Here is a 22,175-nt window from a genome sequence, read left to right as displayed (position 1 = left end):
CACAGAATGGGCAACTTCAGGCCGATCTGTGCAGGACAACCATCCTGCAAATCTGTGCTTCATGGCAACCGCTTTAAAAAACCTTAGTGATTATAACTCCGACCACTTCGTTGACATTGCCGAAAAGCGCTTTGGCTTGGTAGTAGCCGAGTGGAACCGCGAAATCACGGACATCCTCAGCGCCGGCGCTTATGAGACCTTGCTCAAGCACGGCGCGCAGGCCGACAATATTTTTCGCAATACAGTACCAGGCAGCTTTGAGCTGACACTAGGTGCCCAGTTGTTGGCCCAGCATGAAGAGATTGATGCTGTTATCTGTTTGGGAGTGGTTATTAAAGGCGATACAAAGCACGATGACTACATCTGCCACGCAGTAGCTAACGGCATCACCAACGTAGGATTGAAGTATAACAAGCCTGTCATCTTCGGTCTTGTAACAACAAATACTTTGGAGCAGGCCTGGGACCGGGCGGGGGGCAAACATGGTAACAAGGGAGTAGAGGCGGCAGTAGCCGCTATTCAGATGCTTGGCTTTTGATTCGAGCGTGAGGCCAGCCTACTGGCAATATGGATGTATTGTGGTCAATTAGCGTACAAAAGCGTAGCTTTGCGGCCAAATGCACCAGCGGAATCCGTTAGAATACCAAAGTCGTAACTCCCTGTAGCAATTTTACTTCTAACAACTCAATGGGTTATGCCAGTGTTAGGGGAGGTATCAAGCTGATCTCATTTTGAAAAAGGTTAGCTAATCAATTCACATTCAATAGTTTACTTTTCTAAGCTGACATGAGTGAAGAAACCATACGCTACTCCAAAGAAGACCTAGCGGAGTTCCAAGAAATCATCCAGGACAAACTTACGGCTGCCCGTAAGGAGGTGTCATTTATCAAAGAAACGCTGAGCCGCCGCAACGATTCGGGTACCGACAATACAGCCTCTTCCTCGAAGGTACTGGAAGATGGTGCTGATACAGCCGAAAAGGAAAGTATGAACCAGTTGGCTTCGCGCCAGATGAAGTTCATTCAGCAGTTGGAGAATGCACTGGTACGCATCAAGAACGGTACGTATGGTGTGTGCATTGGTACTGGCAAACTGATTCCGAAAGAGCGCCTGCGAGCTGTGCCGCACACGCAACACTCCATTGAGGCCAAAATGGCGCGGCGCGACTAATAGCTTTCCTGCTACCTACACAATTGCCCGGACTTGCGACCGGCTACCCACAGCAGGGTTGCGGCGCAGGTTCGGGCACTGTTTTGCTGACTAGTGTGTTAGCATCACCTCGCCTTATTTAGCGATATTTACTTTATAACCGTACCGTAGCGATACGGCACTTACTTCCCCGACCATGGGCAAAAAGCACAAACCTGATTTTAACGCCGGCCGCAACGGCCGCAACGACTCTCGCCCCTCCGGTAACACGGGCGGCTCCGAGGGCTTCCGCAAATCTTCAGACCGTCCCGCCAATCGGGATGGTAACGACTCCCGGCGTGGAGGCGAATTCCCCTCGCGCCCCGCTTTTGGCCGACCCAACACTGGCGGTAATAATGCCGGTGGTGGTCGTTTTAGTGGAGGAAACGCAGGGGGCAAATTTGGCGATAGAAACAGGCGGCCAACTGGTGGTGATTTCAACCGGGGTGAAGACCGCGGGCCGCGCGGCAACTTTGCCCCCCGGCGCGATAACAACAGCCGGCCGCCTTTCAACCGCAACAATGATGAGCGGCCCGCTCGCTCGTTTGATCGTGACGCGCCCCGTCGCTTTGACGACCGCCGCGAAGGTGGCTTTGGTCGCGACCGTGACCGCGCTGATGATCGGCCTGCGCAGCCTTATCAGCCTAAGGCCAACTGGCCCGGCCAGCCCTACCGGCAGGAAGGCAAGCTAGCCGTACCGCGCGGTGGGGCGGGTGAGCGCAACCGAAAATTTAACAAGGTCAATCCTTTTGAGGCCGACAAGCCTGCGCCTGCTAAAGCTCCGTACGAGCCCGATGCTCGCCGCGACGCACGTACCGACGAATCGGGTCCGGACCGGCCAATACGCCCGGCGCGGCCTTTCGATTTTAAAAATGCCCCCCAAGACAGAGACGCTGACCGCGACGACCAGCGTCGGGAAGGTGGTTACGAGCGGCGCGACCGCAACGAGGGCAGCTTTGGCAAACCACGCCGCGACGAAGACCGGGGCAGCTTCGCCCCCGCAATGATCAGCGACGCGAAGGTGGATTTGGCAACCGCAACCCGGATGATAAGCGCGGCAATTTTGCCCCCCGCAGCACCGGTGACCGGGGCAACGCTGGTGGCCGCGACTTTGGCTCCTCTGCTCCCCGCGACGCCCGGCCTTTTGGTGAGCGTCCGGCGCGGCCCGAGAACCGGCCGGCACGCGATGCCAGCAGCAACCGGGCCGACAAGCCTAAGCGCGACGAGGTGCCCGGCGAGGCTCCTGCTTATAAGAACCTGAAATTTTACGAAGAAGATAAAACCCGCGGCAACAAGCGTCGGCGTGAGGAAGACGATTCAGCTGGCGACACGCTGCGCTTGAATCGCTACATCGCTAATGCTGGGGTTTGCTCTCGTCGCGAAGCGGATGCTCTTATTGCCGCCGGTGAAATTCGGGTGAATGGCGAGGTAGTTACCGAAATGGGCTACCAGGTACAACCCACGGATACGGTGCAGTATGGCAAAACCAACCTCAAGCGCGAAAAAGAGGTGTATGTGCTGCTCAACAAGCCGAAAGACTTCATTACCACCACCGATGACCCCGAAGGGCGCAAAACGGTAATGGATTTGGTGGCTACCGCCTCGAAGGAGCGCATCTTCCCAGTAGGCCGCCTGGACCGCAACACGACTGGTCTGCTGCTTTTCACCAATGATGGCGAGGTAGCCCAGAAGCTCACGCATCCATCGCACAAGAACAAGAAGATCTATCAGGTAGAGCTGAACACACCGCTTACCGAAGAACATCTGCGCCAGATTGCCGAAGGCATTGAGCTGGAAGATGGGAAAGCGGAAGTAGACGATGTGGCCGTGGTAGCGGGCAATGCGCACTTCGTGGGCGTGGAACTCCACATTGGTCGCAACCGTATCGTGCGCCGCATATTCGAGCACTTAGGTTACGAGGTCGTCTCCCTGGATCGGGTGCAGTATGCGGGGCTCACTAAAAAAGACCTGCCCCGTGGTAAGTGGCGCTATCTGAACGAGAAGGAAGTTATTCGCCTGAAGTATTTCTTGTAAGAAGCAACCTACGGACGCTTTACCGGCTCATAATCAAAGTCGGTAGGGCGTCCGTTGCTTTTGGCCCTTCCCGCTGCATTCAGCTTTCTTGCCCAATTATTCCCGACTGCTTTGATGGCCGCTATGATCGGTTATTTCTTTCCAAGAAGAACTGACTTAGCCCGCGCCTTACGTAAGCCCTGTTCTCATGCGCACCCTCACTCTCGATATCGGCAATTCCACCGTAAAATACGGTTGCTTCGAGGACAATGTGTTACGTGAAACTGCCATTGCTCAGACTACAGAGCAAGTAAGTAAGGTCGTGGAGCGGTGGAAGCCGACGCACGTTATTCTGGCGTCGGTGGCGGGGCCAACAGATGCGTGGGCTACTGATTTGCGCACGCGGGTTCCGGGGCAAATAGTGGAGTTTAAACCGGCGTCTACGCCTTTGCCTATTCGTAATGGATATGCCACGCCTCAAACCCTCGGAGCCGATAGGCTGGCGGCGGCTGTAGGAGCTGCGTGGCTCCGGCCGGGCCGCGACTCTTTGATTATCGACGCGGGTACGGCCATCAAGTGCGACTGGGTAGAGGGCGGGCATACGTTTCGGGGCGGTAGCATTGCGCCAGGGCTGCGGCTGCGCTTTCAGGCTCTACACACGTTTACGGGCCGGCTGCCGTACCTGGAAATGCCCCCCAACCTGATGGCCGAGATTCCGCTCACGGGTACTGATACAGAATCAGCTATTCGCAGCGGGGTGCTTAATGGGGCAGTGGCAGAGGTTAACGGAATGCTTGATCAGTACCGGGCTCAGCGACCCGCTTTAGGTGTACTCCTGGCGGGCGGCGACGCAGCCTTTTTTCAATCGCGGCTCAAAGGCCCTATCTTTGTAATTCCCGAACTCGTGCTGCTCGGGCTTCACCGAATTTTGGTGCATACCATTGACTATGTGGAAGAATAAATTAGCCGGCCTGGTCGGTTTTGGGTTGATGGGTTTGGCCACAGTGCCGCAAAGCCAGGGACAAGGGCTCGGCAACTCGCCGTATTCGCGCCTGGGCCTGGGCGATGCCAATCTTAATACGGGCGGCGTGCGCCAGCAAGGAATGGGAGGTGTCGGTCTGGCTGCCCCCAACAGCGTCCATATAAACGAGCTGAATCCTGCCTTGCTCTATTATACGGCTCGTACTACCTACGAAATGGCCGTGAATGGACAAATCAAAACCATTCGTAACCAAACAAATTCCCAGCGCGACGGAAGTGGTACGCTGGGCTACCTGGCCTTTGCCGTGCCACTGTCCAAAAGCTGGGCCGGCGCAGTGGGCCTGAAGCCCTATAGCGCCGTCGATTATGAGAGCAACGTAGTCGAAACCGTAGCCAGCGGGCCCGCTGGCACGCGAGTACTCAAGCGCTATCAGGGTGAAGGTGGCTTATCAGAGGCGTATATAGGCCAGGCGTACCGGGTGGCTAAAGGCCTGACGGTGGGCGGTACAGCCGCGTACGTATTTGGTAGCATCGATCAGCGCGTAGCTACGCAGGTGGCACCACCCGATGTCACTGATGTTTCGCAGCTAGCCAGTGTGGTGTTGCTGGAGCACGTACGCTACTCCGATTTCACCTTTCGGGGCGCGGCGCACTATCGGGGCACCATCAGTGGCAAGCTCAACTATAACCTGGGGGGCGTTTATACCTTCCGGTCGAGCATAAACGGTGTGCGCAACACTTCCCTGGACCGCGAAGATGTGGCCGGCAACCAGCTAGAGCGTATTCAGCTGGAAGACAGCCAAAAGGGTGAGGCCCGAGTGCCCGCTATGGCTCAATTAGGCATCAGCATCGACAACAACAAAAACTTTAGCGCCAACCTCGACGTGGCTCATCAGCAATGGTCGAAGTTCCGCTCCTTTGGTATCGCTGGTGGTCCCACTACCGGAGTTGTTTTGGATAATACGGTACGCGTAGGTCTGGGGGGCGAATATACCCCCGATCCGACCTCCGTAGATAGCTACTTCAAGCGCGTAACCTACCGCGCTGGCATCAGCGCCGCGCAGCTGCCTTACCGTCCGGCTGATCAAACGCTCTACGACCGGGCCATAAGCTGGGGCTTCACTTTGCCTGTGCCGTCGGCAACGCCTTTGGATGCCGCCAGCATGAACCTGGCCTTCACCTACGGGCAGCGCGGCAACACCGACCCCAATGTGGCAAACCCTAACGGCAACGTGCGCGAAGAATATGTGCGGGTGCAGGTGGGTCTAACGCTCAATAACCGCTGGTTTATCAAGCGGCGCATTGAGTAACCAAGGTGCGCTCATGATAATGCTTGGCCGTGGTTGGATGAAGCTCCTGGGGGGCATTTTGGTGGTAGCCGGTTTAAGCACGGGCTGCCAGAAAAATGACGCCGAGGTCAAAAAGAAGGTAATGTATAATGGGCCATTACTGGAAGCTACCAACGTGACTATGCTGGTCAGTGACTCGGCTAAGCTGCAAATCAAGCTTACGGCTCCGGTGTCGCAGCAATTCGAAACCGGCGACCAAGTGTACCCCAAGGGTATGAAAGTGACGTTCTATTCAAAGGATGGCAGCATCGTCAACACCCTGCAAGGCAAGTACGGGCGGTACGATAAAGCCAAGGACCTCTATTTGGTACGCAATGACGTGCGGGTAAGCAACGAGGAGAAAAAGCAGAAGATGAACTCCGAGGAGCTGTATTACGACAAGCAAAAGGCTACCATCTACACCGAGAAGTTTGTACGCGTCGAAACTCCCACGGAGATTCTGACGGGCACCGGCCTGACGGCTAACCAGGATTTCTCCCGCTACAAAATTCTCAAGCCCGCTGGCATCTTCACCGTGGAAGCGCCGGTAACGCAGTAGCGAATAGCCAGTTCATAAGCTGTTGAACAACCGTTTTATTGGCTGGGGGGCTTTTTCAGCAACTAGCACAAATCGCCGACCTAACCCGTTGGTCTACACCTAAACAACCGCATGGACTTTCAATTTGACAAGGCTCTGGGGCGCACCGTGCTGTTTTCGGTGGCGGTAGTAGCCTTAGTCATTGGCGTGTACGAAACGATTCTATCAAATAGTCTGGACGCCATTTCCCGCAATTATTGGCTATTTATGGTGTCGTTTGCCTGCATGATGTGGTACCGCTACCTCGGCCAAACCAAAGCCGAAACACCGGGTCCAACCACGCCAACGAAGTCTGCGCCCACCAAATCGCAGCCGCGCAACCTCGCGCCGCGCAAAAAAGGCCGCCGCTAAGCAACCATCCGTTGGGGGGCATTCTGGCACAAAGCTTTGAATGTCCGACGGATTCTGGTTATTTTGCGACTCTTTCCACTTTTCTATACTGCGCTTTTTTTCAAGTACATGGCATTAATTAACACGATTCGAGAAAAATCGGGCTGGGCTGTCGGCGCCATCGTCATTGGCCTGCTGCTCTTCATTATCGGCGGCGACCTGATTTCGGGCCAGAACCGCATCTTCAATCGTAACGATAATACGGTAGGGGAGATATCCGGCGAAAAAGTGGAGCTGAACGACTTCAATAATACCCTCGAGCAGGCCAAGCAGGCTTTTATTGCTCAGCAGGGCCGCCAGCCCGACGAAAATACCCTTGGCTACCTCCGCGACCAGGCCTGGAATCAGACCATTTATCGCATTGCCTTTAAGGAGCAATTTGATGCGCTGGGCCTGGAAGTAAGCGAGGACGAGCTGTACGATATGGTGCAGGGTCGCAACGTGCATCCCAGCATTCGTCAGGCTTTCTCCGATCCACAAACTGGCCAGTTCGACCGCACCAAGGTGATTGAGTACCTGCGCAACCTCGACAAATTGCCCCCCCAGGCGCAGGATCAATGGCGGAATTTTGAAGCCGGTCTGACCCCCGACCGCTTGGCTTCGAAATATAACAACCTGCTTAAGCTAAGCACCTACGTAACGTCGGCCGAGGCCAAGCGCTTCCACGAAGCTCAGAACACCCGCGCCAATATCCGCTACCTTATCGTACCGTACTTCTCAGTTTCAGATTCGTCTGTGAAAGTAACAGACGCTCAATTGCAGGCTTATCTGGACAAAAACAAAGGCCGCTACAAGGTGGAAGACGGTCGTGACATTGAGTATGTGACCATTCCGGTAACGGCTTCGAAAGAAGACAGCGCCGCCGTACGTGCTTCTGTTGATCAGCTGACTGCTCAGTTCCGCACGGCTCCTAATGACTCACTGTTTGCTAAGCTCAACTCCGACCAGCCTTACAGCGGTGCCTACGTTTCGCCCGCCGATCTGCCCGAGAAGCTCCGTGAGCAACTGCCGTTGCAGGTAGGCCAGGTGTACGGCCCTTACGCCGAGAATGGCGTGAGTTCGATCTTCAAAGTAACCGGCCAAAAAGCCGGTACGCAGCCCGCTGCCCGCGCCAGCCACATTCTTATCAAGCCCGAAAACACAACCCCCGAAGCCAAAGCTGCCGCGCTTGCTAAGGCAAAGGATGTGTTAGCTCAGATTAAAGGCGGTGCCGATTTCGCCGCTATGGCCCGTCAGTACGGAACTGATGGTACGACCGCTACCGGTGGCGACCTGGGCTGGTTTACGCAAGGCCGCATGGTGCCTGAGTTTGAGAAGGCTATTTTCGGGGCTACTGCTGCTGGCTTGCTGCCTAACCCAGTAGAAACTTCTTTTGGCTACCATATTATCAAGGTTACGGCTCCTAAAACCAGCCAAACGTATCAAATAGCTGCTGTACAGAAGAACTTAGTTCCGAGCGAAGGCACCCGTGAGGCGGCTTACCAGAAAGCGCAGGAGCTGAAAGGCGCGGCTACCAACCTAGAGTCTTTCCGCAAAGCGGTAGCCGCCGATAAGTCGCTGCAAAAGCAGGAAGCAAAAGGTCTCGGCCGCGGTGATCAGGCCGTGAACAATCTGCAGGGTGCGCGTGCCATCGTGCGTTGGGCTTATGGTGCAAACCAGGGCGGACCGGAAACCGAAATCGGTAATGTATCGGAGGTTTTCGAAATCGGCGACCAATACGTGATTGCTGCCCTCACCGGCGAGCGCACCAAAGGCCCGGCTGCTGTAGCCAGCATCCGGCCTGAGCTAACGGCCCTGGTTCGCAACGAGCTGAAGGCTCAACAGATTATGGAGAAGCTGAAAGGCAAAACCGGCACGCTGGAGCAGATTGCTGCTGGCTACGGTTCGCAAGCCCAGGTGAAAACGGCTAACGACGTAGTTGCCAGCTCCGGCATCATTCAGGGCTTAGGCGCTGAGCCAGTAGCTGTCGGTAAAGTACTTGGGTTGAAGCCCGGCCAGAAGTCAGCGCCTATCCAGGGTGAGCAAGGTGTAGTAATCGTGGAACCCGTGAGCATCACGCCCGCCGCTGCCCCCGCCGATCTGAAAGCCATTCGTCAGCAGCTTGCCTCGCAGCGCACCGCCCGCACCGATGGTGCCACCTATGAAGCTGTAAAAGCTAATGCCAACATCAAAGACGAGCGCACGAAGTTCTTTTAAATTGAGCGCTATTAGGTAAGTGAAAAAGGGTCGCGTCAGCGACCCTTTTTTGTTGGAAATACTTCTAAAAGAGCGGGAGTACCTGTGCAACCATTAAAAATTAATCTGGCTCTATACTATAAAGTAATAGCTTTGAAATCGTGTAGAGTTTTTCTCTTTTTCAATTATTAGTAAGATCATACTCAATCAAAAATTATATGTGTCTACGGTACCTACCTGCGTTTTTATTTCTTCTTGTTTTAAGTCAACCAGTCTTCGCGCAAAAAATTGAGGATGCGCCCTCCAAGTTTTATGTGGGCTTACAAGCGGGTGCGCATCGGTATTTGGTGGATTACCAAAGCGGCTATAATGAAATAACCACAGGGCCTGCGCATTTACAGGTCGGTTATCAGACATCCCCCCGCTTAGCTTTACAGTTGGGCGTTGGCTATCGACAGGAGCGGAGTGCTGGCGGCGCTGCTTCCCCGACAACTGGTCAGCTAGCCGGGCGATTCGAACAAAGCCATCAAACGGTAGATATACCTTTAGTAGCGCGATATACCTTAACTAGGAAGCCAACGAATCGCTTTAAGGTTGACTTGATTGGTGGGGTTACTGTGGTTCGCTCCCGGTACCGTTACGACCTGACAATCACGGAAGACGGCGTTATTACGCAAGATATTCACGTTGATGAAAGCTTATTAGATCCGTATGTGACGGCAGGATTAGGAATACGCTACCGGCTGAGTCCTAAGCTAGATGCTAGCCTTGATGCCCAGTTAAATAAGCTAACGCGTGATGTGCAGACTGATAATCGAAGCTTTCTGCGCTACTATTCAGTTGGCTTAGGCCTGCGCTACAGCTTTCGGTAGACTAAGCACCTGCTCGATTTGATGGTTGAAAGAAACCAGCCTTCAACAGAGCAGGTGCTTTTCCATCTGTTTGACTAATATTAAGAGCTGATGTTACGCGGCAACTGCACCTCTGCCTCAGAAAGAAGCTATTGCTGCTTCAGGAAACATCCTTTCCAAGCAATCGACTAATATGCCGCGTAACATCAGTTAAGAGTAAGCCTGATTAAACAAAAACCCTGATGTATCTCCGCCATATAGTTACCTTGATTCTTGCAGGTCTGCTAACTCATCCCGTCTTTTCTCAACAGCATGAGGATACGCCCGCCAAAGTTTACGTGGGCCTGCAAGTGGGTGCCCATCAGTATCTGCTTGACTATCCGAGCGGTAGTCAGGGAGTAGCTGTAAGCCCTGTTCATGTGCAGGTTGGCTATCAGATTTCCCCGCGCTTAGCTGTGCAGTTAGGAGCTGGCTATCGGCATAGGGAAAGTAGCGCAGGATCTACTATTTCGCCGATACCAGGCTATCCGGCCATTCAGTTTGAAACCAATTGGTGGACAACCGATCTGCCGCTAACAGCCCGGTATACGGTGACTAAGCCCGCTAGTCGCCTTAAATTCGACCTTATTGGAGGCGTTGTCCTGGTCCATTCTCGGTATCGCTACAACCGCTTGCTAGGCAGAGATGGCGTCATCATCGAGAGCGAATCTGTTGATAATAAAATAACAGACTCCTACCTTACGGCCGGCGTAGGACTGCGCTACGGGCTGAGCAGGAAGCTGGCTCTCACTTTCGACACGCAATTAAATAAGCTGCCCCGCTCCATAGCAGCCCCTCCGAATACGAGTTCCCTGGGCTATTATTCCGTAGGACTGGGGCTGCGCTATGCTTTTCGGTAGAGGCAATTCAATGAATTGAGTAAAAGCCCCATTGCATCAATGGGGCTTTTTTATTGTACTTCATGAAATGAAACCGGCCCGTAACCAGTTATTTGCACACGTCTTGTATCCGTTGCTATGCCGTTCCTGAATCTTCGTCAGCCTCATTTCTTTGTTTTAGTTCTGCTAAGCGTATTGCTCACCGCGCCCCTGCACGCCCAAGAGGACGGCGATATTGCCCTGGCCCGCGAGTACGTGCGCAAGGGCGAAAACGAGAAAGCCGCGTTTCTCTTCTCCCGCCTGCGCGCCGACGAGCAAACAGCCCCCAACGTCCTGCCCGACTACGTAAGCGCCCTGCAAAGCCTGAAGCGCCATAAAAACGCCGAGAAGCTAGTGAAGAAGGCGGTGCGGCAGCAGCCCAAGGAACTGGGCTACGGCGTGCTGCTGGGGGGCATTTACACCGCCAGCGGCGACGAGGCAGCCGCCGCCAAGCAGTACGAGCGGGTAGTAAATCAGCTGACGGCTGAGCAGGTAGTACCCGTGGCCACGGAGTTTATGAACCGCAAGCTGCCGGAGTGGGCCGAGAAAACCTACCTGCGCGGCCGTCAGCTGGCCGGCAACGAAACCGAATTTGCCCCCCAGCTCATTCAGCTCTACACCCAGAGCGGGCAAAATGCCCCCCTGATGGCCGAAACCCTGCGCCTGCTGCGCGACGACGACCGGCAGCTGCCCTTCGTGCGCAACATGCTCCAGAACAGTCTGCGTGAGGAAAAGGACTTTGAGGCCCTGGAAAAAATACTACTCACCAACGTGCAGCAGCAGCCCGACCAGGCCGTGTACAGCGAGTTGCTGCTCTGGCTACAAGTGCAGCGCCGCGACTTCACCGGGGCCCTGGTGCAGGCCAAGGCGCTTGACCGCCGCGCCCGCGCCGAAGGTGGCCGCGTGCTGGACCTGGCCGCTATTGCCCAGCGCAACAAAGACTACGAAAGCGCCATTGCCGGCTACGAATATGTGATTCGGGAGCATAAGCAAGGGCCGTTTTACCCGGTGGCCCGGCAGCGCCTGGTACAAACCCGTGAGCAGCAGGTGCGCAATACGTTTCCGGTGGATGTAGCCAAAATCCGCAGCCTCATTACCGAGTACGAGCAGGTGCTGACTGAGCTGGGCCGCACCCCCGAAACGGCCCCCGTGCTGCGCAATATGGCTACGCTCTACGCTTTTCAGCTCGACGATAAGCCCAAAGCCATGACGCTATTGCAGCAGGTAATCGATATGCCCCGCGCCAGCCTGAACGTGGTAGACGACGCCAAACTCAACCTGGCTGATATCTACCTGCTGCGCAATGAGCCCTGGGAAGCGACACTGCTTTACTCGCAGGTGGAAAAAACGCACAAGGATTCGCCCGTGGGCTACGATGCCAAGCTGCGCAACGCCCGCCTGAACTACTACGCCGGCAACTTCAAGCTGGCCCAGAGCCACCTTGATATCCTCAAGCAGGCCACCAGCCGCGAAATCGCCAACGATGCCATGCAGCTCAGCTTGCTTATCACGGATAATACGGCCCAGGACACGTCCGGCGTGGCTCTGCGCGACTACGCCGCCGTGGAGCAGCTCGTATTCCAGAACAAGCTGGCTGAAGCCTTGAAGGGCCTCGATAACCTCTTGCAGAAATACCCCGGCCACGCCCTCACCGACGACGCCTGGTACCTCAAAGGCCAGCTTCAGCGCCGCACTGGCGACTATCAGGGGGCAATTACGACCCTCAGCCGCATTACCGGCAACCCCAAATACGACGTGCTCAGCGACGATGCTCTCTTCCTAACGGCTACCATTATGGAGGAAGACGTGAAGGATCAGGCCAAAGCCCAGGAGTTGTACAATCAGGTGCTGACTAAGTATCCCGGCAGCATTTACGTGGCCGAGGCCCGCAAGCGATTTCGCAAGCTGCGCGGGGATAATTCGTAAAGCAAAAAGCCCCCCGCCTAACGTAGGCGGGGGCTTTTTTGCTTCTATTTAACAATAATGTTAAAGTTGCTCTTTTCAGTAAAAATTTTATTTACTAGCGAATTATTTATCTCGGGTGGAGGGGGTCGCCATATTGTTTGTACAAATGAAAATTGGTGTCGCCCTCGTTTATAACCGGAAATATTCCTTTTAATATCGCCACCTGCGCGTTGCCATTGCTATCTGGTGGTAATTGAATAAAAGGCAATATGGGGTTGTCCTTAAAGGGGGTCTTAGAAAAACTTGCTAAGAGCGAAAGTTGGACGACGCCCTGCCTGGTAGGAATCACACCAACTTTAAAGCTAAAGCGATTGTTAGCGTATACCGGTTTTAAGGTGCCAAACGTCTGCTGCACGTCATAAATGCCGCCCACCTTATTGACAAAAGTAAAGGCGCTGGCAAAGCTTCTAGGCCGAACACCCTTGCCCAGTAATTCAAAAAAACCAACGGCTAGCCGAGGATCGATATCCTGCGGACTAAGGCGAAACCTGCGCCCGCTATGCACTTCCAGCATCGAATCCGAATAAGAAGCTTCTAGCCACAGCGTATCGCCGCGCGCAATGCTCTCCTGCACGGGCTTGATGGTGACGGGAAAAATAAATAACACGTCCGCAAGCTGGGGCTGCTCCTCCTTTGGGCACGCCGTCAGCACCAGCAAGCAAAACAAGGAAAAAAAGTCAGGCCGCGCATCATTACCAGCGATAGGAAGTGACCAACTGCTCCATCTGCGCAGCCTGTAAGCCATTGTTTTGCGCTTGGATTATCATAGGCGGTTCAGTTTTGGGTAAACGAAAATAAAAGGTCTCGCCTGCCTACAGGCGAGACCTTTTATTTATTTCAGCACAACGGTAAAAGTACTTTTCTGCTCATAATACAGCGTAGACTCCGGCGCGCCAGGATCGGTGGAAAAGGTGCGGCGGTGCTGCTGCTGTAACTTAAAATTAGTATCGCCCTGATTAATGACGTAGTAAATGCCACCCAGCACAGCAGTTTGTGCTCGTCCATTACTGTCAAGGCCTAAATTAATGAAGGGCAGATTCTCTCCTTTCTCGAATTGAGCATAGCGGAAATCGGTGAGAAAAGATATTCTTACGACGCCTTTTTTAACAGGAATCAACCCAATTCGAGCTTGGTAGCGACTGCCGGTATAGTCGGGTCTGAATGTGCCAAACGTCGCCGAGATGTCGCTGATACTCCCTCGCTTGTTCACAAATGTAAAGGCATTAGCGAAGCTGGTTTCTGGCACTCCCGCCCCCAGCAACTGAAAAAAGCCAACCGCTATATCCGGCGCTAGGTCCTGGGGCCGCACCCGGAAACGTTTCTGACTACGAATTTCCAGTAAAGAATCGGAGTAGTCCGCCTCTAGCCACAAGGTGTCTCCCTGGTTGAGGGTGTCCTTAGTGGGGGTCATCCGTAAAGGAACTTCAAAGAAAACCTGCACAAAATTAAGTGGTGGCTCTTTCTTACAGGCCGATAAACTAAGTAGGAAGCAGGGGATAAGCAGATACCTGTACATAGCTACCACCGGTAAGACGCAACTAATTGCTCTATCGCAAAGCTCCGCAAGTTATTATTTTGGCCTTGAATTATCACCGGTAATTCAGTTATGGGTAGACGAAAATAAAGGTCTCGCCTGAATTCAGGCGAGACCTTTTAACTACTTCAGCACAACGGTAAAAGTGCTTTTCTGCTCATAATACAGCGTAGACTCCGGCGCGCCAGGATCGGTAGAAAACGTGCGGCGGTGCTGCTGCTGTATTTTGAAATTAGTATCACCCTGATTTATCACGTAATAAATGCCCCCCAGCACGGCCGTTTGTGCTCGTCCATTACTGTCAAGGCCTAAATTAATAAAGGGCAGGTTGTCTCCTTTCTCGAATTGAGCATAGCGGAAATTTGCCAAAAAAGATATGCTAACTATTCCCTTTTTAACCGGTAACAGCCCAATTCTGGCTTGGTGGCGAGTGCCGGTATATTCCGGTCTGAATATGCCAAACGTCGCCGAGATATCGCTGATACTTCCCTGCTGGTTCACAAATGTAAAAGCATTAGCGAAGCTGGTTTCTGGCACTCCCGCCCCCAGCAACTGAAAAAAGCCGACGGCTATATCCGGCTCCAAGTCTTGGGGCCGCACCCGAAAGCGTTTTTGAGTATGAATTTCTAACAGGGAGTCGGAGTAATCGGCTTCCAGCCACAAAGTATCTCCCTGGCCAAGGGTGTCCTTGATGGGGGTCATCCGTACAGGGACCTCGAAGTAAACCTTCACAAAATTTGGAGCAGGGTCTTTTTTACAAGCTGACAAACTGAGTACAAGTAGCATGAAGAGAAGGGAGCGGAATCGTAGGGTCATGGTAATGGCGGTAATGATTTACTAAAAGGTCCTACCTGAGACAGGTAGGACCTTTTTGCTATTTGATTACGACGTTAAATGTGCTTTTTTGTTCGTAATACATAGTAACTTCTTGCGTGTTGGGACTCGTGGAAATGGGCTGACTATGTTTTTGAAACAACTCAAAATTAGTGTTGCCCTCATTGATGACATAGTATATATTACCTAGTATGGGCCGTATCTTGCGTCCATTCGCGTCTTCCCCCACCTCCAAAAAGGACAGATCGCTTTGACGGCCAAAAGGATTGGAGGGATCAGAATTAAGATTCACCGTGATACTGGCAATACCAGTCTTAACCGCCACCAGCCCAATCTTGATGCGGTAGCGGCCATCTTGATATATCGGCTCAAAGGAGCCCGCCGTCTGCTGTAAATTGGCAATGCGGCCCACCTGGTTAATGACCTGAAATGCACTAGCGAAATTGCGCTGGCGTTCGGGCTGACCAGTCAGTTCCATAAAGCTGATAAAGACATGGGGCTTTCCATCTTCTGGACGCAGGCGATACCGTTGCCCGCTGCGAATCTCCAGCAGTGAGTCGGAGTAGTTGGCTTCCAGCCAGAGCGTATCGCCTATTGCCATCGTGGGCCTTGCGGGCCGCATCGTGAGCGGTATTTCAAAGAACAATTCCTGAAACGTGGGTGCCGGTTCCTTCCGGCAAGCGGCCGTGCATAGGAGCGCGGCAAGCGAGAGATAATTAAAAATGTTCATTACCAGAGGTAGGAGGCAACCAATTGGCCCATCTGTGGCGCCTGCAAATTATTGTTTTGCACACGAATTACTTCCTCGTAGGCCCGCACGGAGTTGGCCTGCGGTTGTAGACCGCGAAATACGGTGGCGGCGTTGAAGGAATCTACATTGTCTACTACCCCTGTAAAAGGCTCTCCTACATCAGTCATATCGTGGAGCATACCATAGACGAACCAGCCATTAGGGTCGGAATCATAAGGAACTTGATTCTCCAATTCGTTGAGAGCATCATTAGCCAAATCAGGAACAGTGCTACGATACTTATCCCTGATAAACAAGCGCTCCACATAATTGCCCCATCCTTCGCTAATAGCAATTCTACTCGCGTCATTGTCCGTTTTCTGCCCGTAAGGATTATCCGCGTTTCCATACCTCAACACGTAGGCGATGTAGGCCGTCCAGAAGTTGTTACCGACCTGCCCGTAGTGTTGGGAATGGCCTAGCTCGTGGTAGAAAGTGCGATTTACAGCATCACTTTCACGGGTAGCGCCGTAGTCACTACCACCGTAACGGTACGTAATATCCGGCAGTTGGCGTTGCAACACTTTCTTGATGGCTACTGCCCTACCACCGCTGAGGCCCGCCAAAAACAAGTCAAGTGCTTTGGAAACGTCCGACGTAGCAGCAATGCGGCGCAGCATAGGCGTGGAAGCGTTCGGAACAACGATAGATGACAGCCAAATATTTAGACCGCTTACCGGCGCTGAAATGCCGCGCGCCGCGGAGAGGGTATGCGAATCGACCAGCGCGTTGAAGGTAGTGGCGGCCACCCACGTTAGCGCGTTTTTACTATCGGCGTTGGCGTTATATAGATACGGGTAGCTCATGCCTTCCATCTGGCTTTTTTCATACGTTCCCAGAACGGAGCGAATGGGCAAGATGATGTCCCAGGGCTGAGAGTTTCTAGTGAAGCCGCGGGTAGTGGCGAGCGTATTCTTGAACTCGACAAATAGCTGAGTTTTATCCCGGTAGCCTGTATTGATAAAAAAATAGCCATTATCATCCGTCAGATCGTCATCTACCTTGAACCAACGCCGGGCAATTACATTCACACGCCGTAGGGGCACATTGGTGTCCAACGCTTTTTCCTGCACCCGAATTGTACCGCTCGGATAATAGCGCGTAGCTTGAATCATAATCTCCCCCGGCGCGGGTTCCCCGATTATCTCCTCCTTATGGCCAGTAATCCGCATGGCCTCATTATAGAGAGCCAGGGGTGAAATACCAGCCTTCTTTAATTGCTCCGTAGCGGCTTTGGTATTATTGCGCCTGGACGGAGCCACGATAAAGGGTTCGCAGTCAACGTAACAATTGCAGTTGGAATCCCAACGCGGGCAGTTCGGATCTGGCTCCGGCTCCCAGGGGTCATCCTGCTGGTCGCCCGCGTCTTCGTTGAACAGGTACAGGTTCTCCAGGGTCTCACGCTGAATGTGGTAGGGCAGTTCCACGCCGTAGGGCACGGCGCTGTACACCCAGGGAATCTCGGTCGCAGAGTAATCGACGAACGTAGTAGCGGCGGCCGTCTCGTCCAGGGGCTCGAAGGAAAGCTGCAAACCCAGGGCCTCCAGGTCAGCCAGCTGATCGGTGTCGGCGGGCTTGAAGCGCACGTAGGTATGGGTGGGCGCCTCGATAACCATCGTGGAAAAACTGCCATCAGCTTTGCCGGATTGAAGATTCTTCAGGGCTTTGCGCATCACTTCTACCGTGAAGGGATTGTCTTTGCCCTTGCCAGCCAGGTCCGCTTTGCTGGCGGCAGCGACACCGGCTTCACCCGGCTCCAGGTCGGGCTTCTCACAGGCCCCGAGTAGCAGCAGCAAGGCCATAGCACCGCTACGGACGGCAAGTTGTGGGTACGTGCGCCAGGAAGCGGAGCGGGCGCTTAGCCAGGAAAAAAATGGGGGGGGGTAAGGTAAGTTTTTTCATAAAACAAGAAATTGATAAGAAATGAAAAAAAGAGAATAACGCGTACTGTATAAATGAAAAATGAAGTGTGATTATCAGGCTGCACGCTGGGGTACGCTTTGCCCCGGCACCTCAAAGAGGCTAACCAAAACAGAACAGAACAATGAGGTTGCCGCCCGTACCCGGCTGCGAAGACCATACTATGCCCTCTTCAGCCGCTGGAGCAGCAGATAAACCTCGGGAAGTAGCAACAGGGGCAGGTAGGCGCGGTAGCGGTAGCAAAGGAAATCACCGGCCTACGGGTGAACACCTTTATAAAGATATATTGGGCTAAATATAGCCGCTGATCTAACAAAACTAAAAATTACTATAATATTATTTTTTTAGGAAGAAGCCGTTTGAGAAATTGAGCAATAGTCACTTACATAATCCGCGACTTGGGTTATATACCTTCCCCGGATTCCTAAGCAGCCTTATACAACCTGCGCCCCCAGGCCTTCAGGAAAAGAAAACAAACAGCAGCGCAATGAACAGGATGAAAACCAAGTACATCAGCCCATCGGTGAGGATGTATTGGCGGTAGTGCTGGTAGAAGGCACGAAGCTTTTTCATAAAACGCGGAGACAAACGGTTGGGGGGCAAAAATACGTATCCGTAGGCGGGACGCGGTTTTTCTGCTTACTTTTGGAGTCGTCGCCGGCTCTCGGCGATGCCCGCCGAGTAGTATGGAAAAGAGATGGATTCGCAAGCCCGTGCCTGAGCCCGCCACCGTGCGGCAGCTGGCCGACGCGTTGCGCGTAAACGAGGCCATCATCAGTTTACTCTGCCAGCGGCAGGTAAGTTGTTTTGAGGAAGCCCGCGCCTACTTCCGGCCCGTACTCCAGGAGCTTCCCAACCCTTTGCGCATGCGCGACATGGACCGTGCTGTGGAGCGCTTAGTGCGCGCCCTGCACGAGGGAGAGCGAGTGCTCGTTTTCGGCGACTACGACGTGGACGGGACAACTTCCGTAGCGGTAGTGTACTCCTACCTGCTCCCGCTTTTCGGCCCCGAGCGCATCGATTACTACATTCCCGACCGCTACCAGGAAGGCTACGGCGTATCAGAGACCGGCATCGACTACGCGGCTCAGCACGGCTATGCGCTTATTATTGCGCTGGACTGCGGCGTGAAGTCGGTGGATAAAGTGACTTACGCCAATACTCGCGGCGTCGACTTTATCATCTGCGACCACCACTTACCCGGCCAGGAATTGCCCCCCGCCGTGGCTGTGCTCGACCCCAAGCGCACCGACTGCGACTACCCGTACAAAGAGTTGTCGGGCTGCGGCGTTGGTTTCAAGCTCATGCAGGCCTTAGGTGAGCATTTGGGACTGGATGAGGAACCCCTCCACGATTTGCTCGATCTGCTGGCCGTAAGTATTGCGGCCGATATCGTGCCCATCACCGGCGAAAACCGAATTCTGGCCTATCATGGACTACGCTTGCTCAATGACCCCCAGCGTCCCCAGCGCCCCGGCCTCGACGCCCTGCGCGAGCTGGCTGGCCTGGGGGTAAATGAGCTGAATATTACGAGTCTGGTGTTCGGCTTTTCTCCTCGCATTAATGCGGCCGGCCGGATGGGCGACGCCAAACGCTCGGTGGCCATGCTGCTGGCGCAATCCAAGGAAGAAGCCAAGGAAAAGGCTGGCGTGGTCGATAAAACCAACCAGGAGCGCCGCGGCTTCGACACCAGCACCACCAAAGAGGCGCTGCAAATGATTGAGGACGACGCGGGGCTGCGCACGGCCAGCGCCACGGTGCTCTTCAAGCAGGATTGGCACAAGGGCGTGGTGGGCATCGTGGCCTCGCGCTGCCTCGATAAGTATTACCGCCCCACCATCATTCTCACGGCCAGCAACGACGGCAAAGCCACCGGCTCGGCCCGCTCCGTAATAGGCTTTGATGTGCACGAAGCCATAGGAGAATGCGCCGACCTGCTCGACCAGTTTGGGGGGCATATGTACGCCGCCGGCCTTACCATGCCTATTGAAAACGTGCCGGCCTTCCGCGAAAAGTTCGAGCGCATTGTTGCCGGTCGTATTTTGCCCGAGCAGCTGATTCCGCCCGTAGAGATTGACGGCGTACTAAAGCTGAAGGACGTGACACCGGGCTTTTTCAATTTGCTACGGCAAATGGAGCCATTCGGGCCGGGCAATTCCAACCCTGTATTTGAGTCGCGGAACGTGTACGTGGTGCCCCATTCGGCGCGTATTGTCGGCAATTCGCACCTGAAGCTGGTGCTCACTCAGGATGGGCACTACACCATCGATGCCATCGGCTTTGGGCTGGGCGAATTTCACGAGCGCATCATGCAGGGCGAGCCGTTCAGCGTGTGCTATACCGTGGAGATGAACGAGTTTCGGGGCGTGAAAAGCCTGCAATTGCGGGTAAAGGACATCCGCTGGGAAGAGTAAAGTTCGCTCCCTGATTAAGCAAATGTATAAAACGCGTTAATCACGAAGTTCCAGATCACCACTACGGCCGTGGAAGCCAGCTTAGCGACGTAAAACGGCACCTTCCAGCGCTGATGCAGCCAGCGTAGCAGCAGGGTATTCAGACCTAATCCGATGATAGCCGCCAGCGCGAAATACCCGAACTGACCAAGGATGGCCGGGTCGTGGCTCTGAAAGGTCCACATGCGGTTCAGGAAGAAGTTGATGCAGGTAGCCACACTGAAACCAATAGCGTTGGCCACGTATGGATTCAGTTTAAGCTTCTCTTTGGCCAGATAAGTCAAGCTGAAATCAACCCCAACCCCAAAAACCCCCACCACTCCATACTTGATCAGCTTCATTAATAATTGAGCGTATTCGGGGGGCATAGGAAAGGGATAAAGCTAAACGGAAAGAGAAGCGGCAGGCACCGCCGTAGCAGGTGCTTCGGGGGCCGAAGTAAGCTGGGGGGCAAAATCGCGGGTTAGGAGCTCAACCGTCAGGCGCGCCCAAACGAAGATACAGGGCACCGCCTTGAGCACGTACGGCACTACATACGCCTTACGCAGGAAGCGCGGAAACAGATCGGTAGGGGAGAGCACCGTGAACAGAACGACGCTGCACAGGAGCACCAGATCGGGCCAGCGCCGGCTGGGCTGTAAGCTCCACCACAGCCCTACGCCCGCCACCGCAATAACGAATGTGGGCGACTCGGCCTTATGATTAAACACGACTACCCACAGCAATACCGCCGCCAGTAACCCCGTCCGGAATGCCGCGTGCTGGTATTGCTCAAAGCGCAGCAGCGGTAAGCAAAACAGCGCCGCCCCCACCAGCACCACGGCCGTCTTGGGGGGCAAAAATCCGAACCAGGTTTCCAGCCAACCCATCACCGATAAGCCAAAGGAAGCCGAATGGTCGGCGGCCAGCATGCGGCCCCAGCTTTGGTATTGGGTCAGTAGCTCAGCGGGCGGCACTACCAGCAGCGGCAGCAGCGCCAGCACAATTCCCAGTCCAACGGACCACAGCACGAAACGCACCCGCTGGCGCGGATACAGCCAAAACAACACGAAAGCCACCAATCCGAACAGCTTCACGAATACACTCAGCAAGAGCCACAACGCCGCTCTTCCCGGCCGGACACGCTCCAGCGCCACCGCTCCCCCAATGATAAGCCCAGCCACCAGGCCGTTGCTCTGGGCATTCTGCATGGATGTCAGCAGCTCGATGGCCGCCAGCCAGAGCACCACGCGTCGGGCTCTGGTGTCGATGGTAGGTAATTGTTGCACGGCCCAGTACAGGGCGGCGGCGTTCAACGCATTCCAGCCCAGCAGTCCTATAAAATTGGGCAATACAGCAAACGGACCCATCAGCAGGGCAAACGTGGGACTGTATTTATACAAATCGTACTGCTCCACCAGGTGCAGGATGTACATATCCTGGCCTTGCAACAGGTGATAAAACGCGTTGCGGAAGATGATGTAGTTGTTGTAGTTGGTGTAAGGCAGATTGCTGCTTTTCAAAAACTGCACCACCGTAGCGGCCACGGTCAGGGTAATATACACGGTGGGCAGCGTGGCGGCATGGCCCACGAAGCGCCGCCAGCGCGTAGAAAAGGATACAGGAGTTGCCATAGAGGAGCAGAGGGCTTGGGGGGCAAAAGTAACGTCTCGGAATGTAGCGCGAACTTTTAGTTCGCGTATTGTTACTGCCCGTGGTGAAAATGCTCCTAGCTTATTCTTCAACGATACGCGAACTGCCAAATGCTAAAGTTCGCGCTACATCCGCGTGTGGCTCCATGCCCAGGCAATCAGCACCAGCTGCAAGGGCAACCGGCCCCACACGAGCCACACCGGCAAATGAAATAAGGTGTCATTGGCCTGCGCCATATACACGTTGGCAGGCAACACGGCTATAAATAAAGCTACCGTGCCCCAGGCCGCCCAGCGCTTGGTTTGTCGGAAAAACAGCCCGAGTCCCAGCCCGATTTCGCACAGCCCACTCAGGTACACCAGCAGGAGCGGAGTCGGCAAATACGGCGGCATAATGCGCACATAAGGCGCCGGCGCTACAAAATGCAGCGCTCCGGCCACCACCAGCAGAAAGCCAAGCACATAGCGACTAGCAGAAGAAAAACGGGCCATTCTGGGGGGCAAAATAAGGGCGCAATCAGCGCCAAACTACAGGTTAGGGAATCCGACCCGGCTATTCTGCGTTGAGCAGAATTCGCGAAGCGCAATGTATAACTTGCGCGCTCGT

General features: G+C 54.2%; 21 protein-coding genes. 13 read left to right on the top strand and 8 right to left on the bottom strand.

Translation table 11 applies throughout. The annotated features are described in order from the left end of the window. Window positions 1-61: 61 nt before the first annotated feature. The 12 genes from ribH (at window position 62) to MKZ35_RS16475 (ending at window position 12,367) form a co-directional block, all read left to right on the top strand. Window positions 62-538 carry a 6,7-dimethyl-8-ribityllumazine synthase gene (ribH, locus tag MKZ35_RS16530; RefSeq protein ID WP_482514297.1) on the top strand — a complete coding sequence of 159 codons (477 nt, stop codon included), beginning with the start codon at window positions 62-64 and terminating at the stop codon, window positions 536-538. A gap of 248 nt (window positions 539-786) precedes the next feature. Continuing rightward, entirely contained in the window at window positions 787-1,170 is a 384-nt protein-coding gene (locus tag MKZ35_RS16525) for a TraR/DksA family transcriptional regulator (RefSeq protein WP_482514296.1), read from the top strand. 175 nt (window positions 1,171-1,345) lie between these two features. Continuing rightward, window positions 1,346-2,449 carry a hypothetical protein gene (locus tag MKZ35_RS16520; RefSeq protein ID WP_482514295.1) on the top strand — a complete coding sequence of 368 codons (1,104 nt, stop codon included), beginning with the start codon at window positions 1,346-1,348 and terminating at the stop codon, window positions 2,447-2,449. Then, window positions 2,416-3,222 carry a pseudouridine synthase gene (locus tag MKZ35_RS16515; RefSeq protein ID WP_482514294.1) on the top strand — a complete coding sequence of 269 codons (807 nt, stop codon included), beginning with the start codon at window positions 2,416-2,418 and terminating at the stop codon, window positions 3,220-3,222. The genes MKZ35_RS16520 and MKZ35_RS16515 overlap by 34 nt, the downstream gene beginning before the upstream one ends. A gap of 187 nt (window positions 3,223-3,409) precedes the next feature. Further along, the gene (locus MKZ35_RS16510) at window positions 3,410-4,162 is read left to right on the top strand and encodes a type III pantothenate kinase (RefSeq protein WP_482514293.1); all 753 of its coding nucleotides are present in this window, start codon (window positions 3,410-3,412) and stop codon (window positions 4,160-4,162) included. Next, window positions 4,149-5,492, top strand: a complete 1,344-nt coding sequence (bamG, locus tag MKZ35_RS16505) for a BamG family beta-barrel-assembly machinery protein (protein WP_482514292.1) — start codon at window positions 4,149-4,151, stop codon at window positions 5,490-5,492. The genes MKZ35_RS16510 and bamG overlap by 14 nt, the downstream gene beginning before the upstream one ends. A gap of 37 nt (window positions 5,493-5,529) precedes the next feature. Beyond that, window positions 5,530-6,069: an LPS export ABC transporter periplasmic protein LptC gene (lptC, locus tag MKZ35_RS16500; RefSeq protein WP_482514291.1), complete on the top strand. Its 540-nt coding sequence runs from the start codon at window positions 5,530-5,532 to the stop codon at window positions 6,067-6,069. Between the two features lie 111 nt (window positions 6,070-6,180). After that, window positions 6,181-6,459: a hypothetical protein gene (locus MKZ35_RS16495; protein WP_482514290.1), complete on the top strand. Its 279-nt coding sequence runs from the start codon at window positions 6,181-6,183 to the stop codon at window positions 6,457-6,459. 108 nt (window positions 6,460-6,567) lie between these two features. Next, window positions 6,568-8,694 carry a peptidylprolyl isomerase gene (locus MKZ35_RS16490; RefSeq protein ID WP_482514289.1) on the top strand — a complete coding sequence of 709 codons (2,127 nt, stop codon included), beginning with the start codon at window positions 6,568-6,570 and terminating at the stop codon, window positions 8,692-8,694. A gap of 197 nt (window positions 8,695-8,891) precedes the next feature. Next, window positions 8,892-9,545 carry an outer membrane beta-barrel protein gene (locus MKZ35_RS16485; RefSeq protein ID WP_482514288.1) on the top strand — a complete coding sequence of 218 codons (654 nt, stop codon included), beginning with the start codon at window positions 8,892-8,894 and terminating at the stop codon, window positions 9,543-9,545. Window positions 9,546-9,790: 245 nt separating this feature from the next. Next, window positions 9,791-10,423 (top strand): outer membrane beta-barrel protein, encoded by a 633-nt coding sequence (locus MKZ35_RS16480; protein ID WP_482514287.1) that lies wholly within the window; start codon window positions 9,791-9,793, stop codon window positions 10,421-10,423. A 117-nt stretch (window positions 10,424-10,540) separates the two neighbouring features. After that, entirely contained in the window at window positions 10,541-12,367 is a 1,827-nt protein-coding gene (locus MKZ35_RS16475; protein WP_482514286.1) for a tetratricopeptide repeat protein, read from the top strand. A 106-nt stretch (window positions 12,368-12,473) separates the two neighbouring features. On the opposite strand, the gene MKZ35_RS16470 is transcribed toward MKZ35_RS16475, so the two are convergent. The 5 genes from MKZ35_RS16470 to MKZ35_RS16450 all read right to left on the bottom strand — a co-directional run bounded on the left by MKZ35_RS16470 (window position 12,474) and on the right by MKZ35_RS16450 (window position 17,366). Continuing rightward, a complete protein-coding gene (locus tag MKZ35_RS16470) occupies window positions 12,474-13,151 on the bottom strand; it encodes a hypothetical protein (RefSeq protein ID WP_482514285.1) in 678 nt (225 codons plus the stop codon). 87 nt (window positions 13,152-13,238) lie between these two features. Further along, on the bottom strand, window positions 13,239-13,847 hold the full coding sequence (locus MKZ35_RS16465) for a hypothetical protein (RefSeq protein ID WP_482514284.1): 609 nt from the start codon (window positions 13,845-13,847) through the stop codon (window positions 13,239-13,241). Window positions 13,848-14,063: 216 nt separating this feature from the next. Next, window positions 14,064-14,672: a hypothetical protein gene (locus MKZ35_RS16460; protein WP_482514283.1), complete on the bottom strand. Its 609-nt coding sequence runs from the start codon at window positions 14,670-14,672 to the stop codon at window positions 14,064-14,066. A 142-nt stretch (window positions 14,673-14,814) separates the two neighbouring features. Beyond that, window positions 14,815-15,504 carry a hypothetical protein gene (locus tag MKZ35_RS16455; protein ID WP_482514282.1) on the bottom strand — a complete coding sequence of 230 codons (690 nt, stop codon included), beginning with the start codon at window positions 15,502-15,504 and terminating at the stop codon, window positions 14,815-14,817. Then, window positions 15,504-17,366, bottom strand: coding sequence for a hypothetical protein (locus MKZ35_RS16450; protein ID WP_482514281.1), 1,863 nt, complete (start codon window positions 17,364-17,366; stop codon window positions 15,504-15,506). Before MKZ35_RS16450 ends, MKZ35_RS16455 begins: the two co-directional genes overlap by 1 nt. An 804-nt stretch (window positions 17,367-18,170) precedes the next feature. On the opposite strand from MKZ35_RS16450, the gene recJ reads away from it, so the two are divergent. Beyond that, window positions 18,171-19,898 (top strand): single-stranded-DNA-specific exonuclease RecJ, encoded by a 1,728-nt coding sequence (gene recJ / locus MKZ35_RS16445; RefSeq protein ID WP_482514280.1) that lies wholly within the window; start codon window positions 18,171-18,173, stop codon window positions 19,896-19,898. A gap of 14 nt (window positions 19,899-19,912) precedes the next feature. Here the strand turns inward: recJ and MKZ35_RS16440 are convergent, their stop codons facing one another. From MKZ35_RS16440 to MKZ35_RS16430, 3 genes are all read right to left on the bottom strand, one after another. Beyond that, window positions 19,913-20,305 (bottom strand): GtrA family protein, encoded by a 393-nt coding sequence (locus tag MKZ35_RS16440; RefSeq protein WP_482514279.1) that lies wholly within the window; start codon window positions 20,303-20,305, stop codon window positions 19,913-19,915. A gap of 15 nt (window positions 20,306-20,320) precedes the next feature. Next, entirely contained in the window at window positions 20,321-21,550 is a 1,230-nt protein-coding gene (locus MKZ35_RS16435) for a glycosyltransferase family 87 protein (protein ID WP_482514278.1), read from the bottom strand. 144 nt (window positions 21,551-21,694) lie between these two features. Next, complete coding sequence (locus MKZ35_RS16430) at window positions 21,695-22,060, bottom strand: DoxX family protein (RefSeq protein ID WP_482514277.1); 366 nt, start codon at window positions 22,058-22,060, stop codon at window positions 21,695-21,697. Window positions 22,061-22,175: the final 115 nt, after the last annotated feature.

It is taken from the genome of Hymenobacter sp. R533113 (assembly GCF_056835965.1).
This window is presented reverse-complemented; position numbering and strand designations above follow the sequence as displayed.

Coding starts and splice junctions, on each gene's coding strand:
- recJ (WP_482514280.1), top strand. CDS start 18,171: ATGGAAAAGAGATGGATTCGCAAGCCCGTGCCTGAGCCCGCCACCGTG.
- MKZ35_RS16435 (WP_482514278.1), bottom strand. CDS start 21,550: ATGGCAACTCCTGTATCCTTTTCTACGCGCTGGCGGCGCTTCGTGGGC.
- MKZ35_RS16455 (WP_482514282.1), bottom strand. CDS start 15,504: ATGAACATTTTTAATTATCTCTCGCTTGCCGCGCTCCTATGCACGGCC.
- MKZ35_RS16510 (WP_482514293.1), top strand. CDS start 3,410: ATGCGCACCCTCACTCTCGATATCGGCAATTCCACCGTAAAATACGGT.
- MKZ35_RS16475 (WP_482514286.1), top strand. CDS start 10,541: ATGCCGTTCCTGAATCTTCGTCAGCCTCATTTCTTTGTTTTAGTTCTG.
- MKZ35_RS16490 (WP_482514289.1), top strand. CDS start 6,568: ATGGCATTAATTAACACGATTCGAGAAAAATCGGGCTGGGCTGTCGGC.
- MKZ35_RS16520 (WP_482514295.1), top strand. CDS start 1,346: ATGGGCAAAAAGCACAAACCTGATTTTAACGCCGGCCGCAACGGCCGC.
- MKZ35_RS16470 (WP_482514285.1), bottom strand. CDS start 13,151: ATGGCTTACAGGCTGCGCAGATGGAGCAGTTGGTCACTTCCTATCGCT.
- lptC (WP_482514291.1), top strand. CDS start 5,530: ATGAAGCTCCTGGGGGGCATTTTGGTGGTAGCCGGTTTAAGCACGGGC.
- MKZ35_RS16495 (WP_482514290.1), top strand. CDS start 6,181: ATGGACTTTCAATTTGACAAGGCTCTGGGGCGCACCGTGCTGTTTTCG.
- ribH (WP_482514297.1), top strand. CDS start 62: ATGGCAACCGCTTTAAAAAACCTTAGTGATTATAACTCCGACCACTTC.
- bamG (WP_482514292.1), top strand. CDS start 4,149: ATGTGGAAGAATAAATTAGCCGGCCTGGTCGGTTTTGGGTTGATGGGT.
- MKZ35_RS16430 (WP_482514277.1), bottom strand. CDS start 22,060: ATGGCCCGTTTTTCTTCTGCTAGTCGCTATGTGCTTGGCTTTCTGCTG.
- MKZ35_RS16450 (WP_482514281.1), bottom strand. CDS start 17,366: ATGGCCTTGCTGCTGCTACTCGGGGCCTGTGAGAAGCCCGACCTGGAG.
- MKZ35_RS16525 (WP_482514296.1), top strand. CDS start 787: ATGAGTGAAGAAACCATACGCTACTCCAAAGAAGACCTAGCGGAGTTC.
- MKZ35_RS16440 (WP_482514279.1), bottom strand. CDS start 20,305: ATGCCCCCCGAATACGCTCAATTATTAATGAAGCTGATCAAGTATGGA.
- MKZ35_RS16485 (WP_482514288.1), top strand. CDS start 8,892: ATGTGTCTACGGTACCTACCTGCGTTTTTATTTCTTCTTGTTTTAAGT.